The 5,591-nt window shown below is 66.4% G+C and carries 2 protein-coding genes; both read right to left on the bottom strand.

Features of this window, described 5'->3' with window-relative positions:
- A partial coding sequence (gene addA / locus B3B04_RS08810) for a double-strand break repair helicase AddA (protein ID WP_292042037.1) occupies positions 1-2,928 on the bottom strand: 2,928 nt, incomplete at its 3' end.
- A 3-nt stretch (positions 2,929-2,931) separates the two neighbouring features.
- Positions 2,932-5,591, bottom strand: a 2,660-nt coding sequence (addB, locus tag B3B04_RS08805; RefSeq protein ID WP_292042034.1) for a double-strand break repair protein AddB, incomplete at its 5' end; no start/stop codon positions are given.

The raw sequence follows: 5,591 nt of genomic DNA, 5'->3' as shown, positions 1-5,591 counted from the left end.
TTCGGCCTCCATCTGCGACGGGGCGGCAAAGCGGGCCGAGGCGTCGGCGGCGGGGCGGGTGATGGCCCAGTCCGGTATCTGAACCGCCTCTGCGGCCACGCGGCGCTCGGGCGGCAGGCACGGCGGCAGTTCGCCCAGACGCGAGCGCCCGTCCGGTCCCGTCTTGGCAGATCCTGTTTCCAGCGCGATGGTAAAGGTCTGTTGCAGGATGTCCCACCAACTGCCCTCGACATAGCCCAGCTTGTTGCGGCCTACCTCGCGACCCATGATGATCAGCCGGTCCTTGGCCCGCGTCAGGGCCACATAGAGCAGGCGCAGCGATTCCTCGTCCGTGCGTTGCTCGCGTAGGGCCCGCGCCTCGGCCGAGGCCTCGCAGTCGTCTTTGCCAGCGGGGCACATCAACCAGCCTTCGCCCGCATCGCCCAGCGGTACCGGCATCAGGCGCGGCCCCTGCGGTTTGGCCTTGGAGGTGGTGTCCGGCAGGATAACAACCGGCGCTTCCAGCCCTTTGGAGCCGTGGACGGTCATGACCCGCACCTCGTTGCGGGCCCCCTCCATCTCGCGCTTCACCTCGACCTGACTTTGCTCCAGTTCGTACAGGCAGGTTTCGAGATCGCGTCCCCCGCGCTCTTCGGCGGCCAGCACTTGAGAGAGGGTTTCGTCGATGGCTTCCTCGGCCTCGCGGCCTAGACGATCCAGAATGCGCGCGCGGCCGGAGCGACCATCGGCAAACACATGGTTGAGCGCCGTGCCGAAAAAGGTGAAGGGATCGGCCTCGCGCGCCGCGATCAGGGCCTGCAACAGGTCGTGCGCCTCGCCCCATTCGGGGTGCTCGCCTTGGCGCTGTTGCAGGGTCTGCCACAGCGAGCGGCGTCCCCGCTCATGCACATTGGCCAGATGATAGAGGTCATGGGGAGCGCCAAAATCAGGCACCTGACACAGGGGGCTGCGCAGGATTTCAGCCAGTGACAGATCGTCTTGCGGGTAAAGGGCAAACCGCGCCAGAGACAGCAGGTCGTCAAAGACGATATGCTCGTTCAGCTTCAGGCGGTCGGCCCCCGCCACCGGCACGCCCTCCATCTTCAGGGCACGGATGATCTCCTCAAATGTCGCATCGCGGCGACGGACCAGCACGAGAAAATCGCCGTAGCGGGCAGGGCGATGGGCCGAGGTCTTGGTGGCCGGATTAAAGGCCCAGATGCCGCGACCGTCCGCCACCTGTTGTTTGATTTCGCGGGCGAGGGCGCGGGCCAGCTGTTTACGGGCGCTGGCTTCGGATTCCTGATCGACCGGTGCCTGCCATGCCTGTTTTTCGGCGCGCTCGGGCTCTTTGAACAGGGGCCACATCTCGACAGAACCGCCCTGTCCGGCGCGCGCGGGCAGGTGGGGCTCGATATCGCCTGTGCCGTTCAGGGCACGGGCACGGTCGGGATGCGTGAACACGGCATCGACAAAGCCCAGCACCTCGGGCGTCGAGCGGAAGGAGGTCTCCAGCCGCACCTGTTCGAACTGGGCCCCGACGGCCTGCGTCATCAGTTGATAGCGGCGGGATTCCTTCAGAAGTTGCTCGGGTCTGGCACCCTGAAAGGAATAGATCGACTGTTTCTCATCGCCCACCGCAAAGACGGTGCGGCCGATGGCGCGTTCCCGCTCGGCCCCGTCACCGGCATAGAAGCTCTCGGTCAGGGCGCGCATGATTTCCCACTGTTCGGGGGCGGTGTCCTGCGCCTCGTCGATCAGGATATGCTCGATGCCGCCGTCCAGTTTGAACAGCACCCATGCCGCGTTCGACCGCTTGGTCAGCAGTTCGGCCGTGCGCCCCACCAGATCGGTGAAGTCCAGCGCCGCCTCGTCCTGTTTGCGGGTGTCGTAGAAATGGCGGTGCAGGCGGGCCAGCGTCAACAGGTGTTCGGTCTCTTCGGCCACGCGGATTTTACGCACCACCTCTTGGGTGGCGATGAATTTGTCCTGCAGTGCGCCCAGATAATCGCCCGTCACTGGCGGAATAGACTTGGTGCACATCTTGGCACGCGGGCTGCCCGACTGGGTCAGGAATACCGGCCCCAAGGCATCGAAACGCCAGTCCGCGAGCGCGGCGCGCATGGCGGTGCCGATGGCGGCGTCTGTCTTGGCTCCCGCCTCCATGGCGGCGGCGGCATCGCGCCACTCCTCCTGAGAGATGTAGCGAATGAAGTCGTCGGTCGCTTCTTCGGCGGTCTGGTCGCCTGCGCCGGTGATCTCTCGCGGAGAGGGTGCTAGGCCCTTGGCCACCGCATCCAGATAGTCGCCCAAGGCCTCGCGCTTGGCCTCGATCAGGGACAGCAGGTCATTGAAACTGCCGAAATCCATGGTCAGGGCAAAATGCTCATAGGCGCGGCTGACCGCATCGTCGGCCACCAGAGCGTGGCGGGCCAAATCATCGCGCGCATTGCGTGACAGACGCACAGCGGCCTGATCTTCCAGCACCTTGAAGCCCGGTGTTACGCCCGCTTCCAAAGGAAAGCGGCGCAGCAGTTTTTCGCAAAAGGCGTGGATGGTCTGGATCTTCAGACCGCCCGGTGTTTCCAGCGCGCGCGCGAACAGGCGGCGGGCATTGGACAGGTCCTGCGCGCCCAGTTCGTCGCGGCTGCGCCCCTCCAGATCGGCCAGCGATCCACGCAGGGTTTCGTCATCGGCCACGGCCCAGTGGCCCAGCTTTTCAAACAGGCGCGCCTGCATCTCCGCGGCGGCGGCCTTGGTATAGGTCACGCACAGGATTTCAGCCGGCTGCACCCGCTTGAGCAGCAACCGCGCCACGCGGTTCACCAGAGTGGTGGTCTTGCCCGATCCCGCATTGGCGGTGACGAAGATGGAGCTCTCCGGCCCCGCCGCGACCGACTGGAAATATTTGGCGCGCTCGACAGGCGTCAGGTCCGAGACATTGATCATGGCCTATTCCCCGTCGCCTTCGCTCTCGGCCCCGCCGACCACCATCCATTCCCAGACACGGGCCAAATGGTCGTAGTTGCCGCCAAAATTGCCCATATATTGAGGCGCTTCCCATGAGGTGTAGGCGCGGGCGGGGTCGTCATAGGCGGCGACGGCCTCTCTCAGACGGTCGAACTCGGCGGCACTGATCTGGGCCGCGCTAAGCGTGTTGGATCGCGACGGAGCCGACACGTCCGTCACCTGGCCGCCCTCGCCTCGACCGATCACCCGCACATAGATCAGCGCCGATGGATCGGACGGATTGCCGAACCCGCCACCGGCCAGAATGGCCCCCGTGAGCGGCAACTGTGGCGCAAAGCCCTCGACCACCTGTTTGGCGCTGGGGTTGGCTCCCGTCTTATAGTCGATGATGGCCGCGCCGTGGGCGTCCAGCTCGATCCGGTCGGCCTTGGCGGTGACGGTGAATGGGCCAGCGGGCGCATCGAATGTCAGCCGCCCGCTCTGCTCGACAAGGATTTCGATGCCGCGCGCACGGCGCTCGCGTTCAAAGCGGCCGAGGAACCGGGCCATGCGCTGGCTCAGCGGCACCTCGCGGGCCATGGCGGCCTCTTCAAAGCCTTCCTCGCGCAGGGCATCCTGAATGAAACCGGCCAGCTGGATTCCCAGATCATCCGGCAGGTCATACGGCCATGTTTCGACCAGCCGTTCGATGGCGGCGTGGATGGCCGTACCACGCTTCAGCGCCTCGGCGGGTTCGCCCGGACGATCCATCTTGCGCAGGCCCAGAATGCGGTCCGCATAGACGGCATAGGGATCGCGCACCCAGCGCTCGACACTGGTGACCGGCAGCTCGCGCGGGCGGCGCTCGACGGGCGGGGTAGGCGCAGGGCGACGGGCATAGCGCGGCGTGGCCGACAGCGGCGCATCCAGCCCCCGCGTCCAGTCCGCGACCAGAGGCTGGGTCTCCAGCCGCACAGGGGCATTGTCGCTATTGGCACCGCGCGTCAGCATATCCAGACGCCACAGCCAGCGCGAGCGCACAGCAGGTTGGCCGCCGCGTCGTTCGCAGTGGACCAGAACCGCTTCCTGCGCACAGGCGGCTTGAACGAAATCCTGCGCGCTTTGTCCGATACGGCGCTCGGGCGGGGGCAGACCCATCTTGGCCCGCATGGGACGCGACAGGAAGGGATCGACGGGCGCGCCTTGGGGCCAGATGCCCTCTTCCAGACCGGCCAAAATCATCAGATCGGCGCGCACCAGACGGGCCTCGATGGCACCCAATATACGCAGCGACGGGTGGGTCGCCCCGCCCGTGCGCACGACTGTTTCGGCCAGCAGGTCCTGCACCAGTTCGACCAGTTGATCAGGGGTCACCTCGCCCAGCGCCGCGCCACCGGCGATCAGGCCGGTCAGCAGGCTGGCCGCTTGTTCGCCATCGGGGCCAGCCCATGCCTGCTGTCCGGCAAAGGCCTCGATAACCTGCGTCAGGCCTTCTGCCGCACGGTTGAGGGTTGCCTGTCCGTCAGACGCAAAAGGTGCATGACCCAAGGCGTGAACCTGACCCATGCGGTCGATGAAGGCGTTCAAGCGGACATTGCGATCGAGAATGGCGTTGCGGGCATCATCGCTAAGTCCCTTGCGCTTTTCGGCGCGGGCCAGATGGCGGCGCAGGGCGTCGAAATCGGCATGGGCCGAGGTGCGCAGGCCATAGCGTTCCAGATCGCGCACATCGCGCTGGGTCTCGCCATCCTGCCATTGGTTCAGCGGGTGTTTCAGCAGGCCCAACAGCGTCTGCGGGTCGGTCGGGGCGGCGATCCAGCGCGCGCACAGGTCCAGCAAGGTGCCTGCCGCCATCCGGTTCAGCGGCTGGCCTGCCGAGGCGTCGGCGACAATGCCCCAGCGCGACAGACGGGCCTGAACGCGGCGGCCCAGACCCTGATCGGGCGTCACCAGCGCACAGGTCTTGCCGGGCGTTTCCAGTGTCTGGCGCATCATCAGGGCAATGGCCGCAGCGGCCTCTTCCTCATGGTGTAGCGTCAGGATTTTGAGGCCGTCTGCCCCCTCGGCAATCGGGTCGTGGCCGCTGTCGGCGGCGCGGGCGCGGATGTCCTTGATGGCTTCGCGCCAGTCTCCGGTGGCATCGGCGGGGCGCAGGGCCTCGTTCAGCAGGCGCTGGCGGGCCAGACCTTTGCGCACGCCATCATGCGTCAGTTCAGGACGGAACCACGGCCGCACGGTGTCGCGGGCGATGTCGTGGCGTTCCAGCAGGTGTTTGAGAGCGCGCTGCGGGTGTTGTTCGTTGTCGGCGTCGATCTGCTGCCAGACCGCCTCGTCCAGATCAAAGTCGAGACCCGGCAGGACCACACAGCCCTGCGGCGCGCGCGCGACGGCCCCCAACACATCGGCGGCGGCGGGCACGGTGCCGGTGGAGCCTGCGACGATCACCGGATTTTGCGGCGGGGCCTGATCCCACAGTTCGGCCAGCCGGCGCAGCAGGGTGGCGCGGCGCCATGCCGGATCGACCAGCCCCAGTTCCTGCAAACGGGCGGGCCATTTTTCGACGCCAATGGCCAGAAACTCTGCGGATCGCTGCCAGTGGGCGGCCATGTCGCCATCGACCAGAGCGCCGATCAGCGACGGATCTTTGACCTCTTCCAGCTGGC

Origin of the sequence: Brevundimonas sp. UBA5713, assembly GCF_002419815.1 — a bacterium.
In the GTDB taxonomy this organism is placed as follows: domain Bacteria; phylum Pseudomonadota; class Alphaproteobacteria; order Caulobacterales; family Caulobacteraceae; genus Brevundimonas.
The sequence above is the reverse complement of the archived record's forward strand: the minus strand, read 5'-3'. Positions and strand labels throughout refer to the sequence as shown.